Annotated in this window: 1 protein-coding gene, 1 tRNA gene and 1 other RNA gene; all 3 read right to left on the reverse strand. The window is 38.4% G+C overall.

The genetic code is table 11. The annotated features are described in order from the left end of the window. Positions 1-142: 142 nt before the first annotated feature. Positions 143-955, reverse strand: a complete 813-nt coding sequence (locus tag ACS8FD_RS14080) for an ABC transporter permease (protein WP_439262752.1) — start codon at positions 953-955, stop codon at positions 143-145. A gap of 250 nt (positions 956-1,205) precedes the next feature. Continuing rightward, positions 1,206-1,282: transfer RNA gene (locus ACS8FD_RS14085), tRNA-Met, on the reverse strand. A 136-nt stretch (positions 1,283-1,418) separates the two neighbouring features. Further along, positions 1,419-1,577: RNase P RNA component class A (gene rnpB, locus ACS8FD_RS14090), an RNA gene on the reverse strand; the annotation flags it as partial.

Consider the following 1,577-nt stretch of genomic DNA (forward strand, 5'->3'; position numbering starts at 1 on the left):
GTCAGGTTTAAGTCTTTAAATAGATAATGCCGACCTTGCTTAGTCATAAACGACTTGGAAACGTTTTTTATCTCGATCATTTACTTACCATGAGTTAGAACTAATCCCTATAAAACACTATATTTAGGAGTTATTAGATGTTTTACTTTGACCGTATCAAATCTCTTTCTACTGCTTTATACATCAATAAACCTAAGAAATTGACTACGACAGTCCACTTTAAAAAATACGTTATGTCGATATGATAAGCTGGATAATTAGGCGCAAAAGCATGCCTCATTAATTCAATATTATGGATAAAAGGGTTATAAAGTAGATAGCTAAAGTAAGGTTCTGGAATAATATGAATAGAATAGATAATCCCAGAAGCAAAATATAAAATAGTGAAAATTAAACTGATAATTTTACTAATTTCGCCACCATAATAACCGACGACCATCATAATCATTGCTAGACCAAAACCAAATAAAAATAAGGTTATCCAACAAAACAGCACTATATGTAGCTGCGCAAAACTAATAGGAATACCAATAAAAAGCAATATTGCTAATAAAAGTACAAAGGTAAAAAAGTAAATAACCAGCTCTAAAAACGAGCGCGCAATGATAACATCAATATGACGTACAGAGCGGTACATTAAGAGGCCTTGGTTGGCCTCTACCGCTCCTAAAGACCGTGTCGCTATCGTACTCATCATCCGAAACGGCACCAAACCTGCAACCAAAAATAGCATGTAATCTATCCCTGGTAGCACACGCGTCATAACAGCGCCAAAAATTACTAAATAGATAGCAACTTGGAATATGATTTCCAGCGGTGCCCACAGGTAGCCCAAACGATAACCACCAAAGCGTGTTTGTAGCTCACGCATCAGTAAAGCATGGAATGCGGCGCCCATGACTTTGAGGCCACTGCGATGCTTAATAGGACGATAAGGAGGCAATTGTACAGACATAGCGTTACAGGACTTCACCAAAAACAGCCCCTATGATAAGTAAGAGGGGCATAAGTTACAAGAAATAATCTGTGAGTAGGTAGATAAAGCTATGATTTAGCAAGAAATTGGCAAGTAAATAGCAGTAGTAATGATTGTTTATTGAGCTTGTATCATTAATACAGACACTGTCTAACGACTTATTTTAGACAAAAAAAAACCAACCACAAAGGATTGGATTTATTCATACTACGCATTACTGCTATATAGATGGTGGCGATGGAGAGACTTGAACTCTCGACCTCACGATTATGAGTCGTGCGCTCTAACCAGCTGAGCTACATCGCCATTTAAGGCTCGGTATAATACCGATAGAGGTGAATATCGTCAACCCCTAATTGGCTTTTTTTGCAAAAAATCTAAATTTAATTCAAATTAGTTGTAATTGTTATCACTATTAGTAATAAAGCACGAACAATAAAAAAGGTTTGGTAAACCGATAAGCCGGGTTCTGTCGTGGACGATCATTCCTCTAGGCGTATCATCGCTGATACGCTCAAGCAACCTACCCGCATCGAACGCGGGCCGCGCCATGCCGATGCCTATTTGGTCTTGCTACGCGTGGAGTTTACCATGCCGTGAG

This window comes from Psychrobacter sp. 1U2 (genome assembly GCF_051847575.1).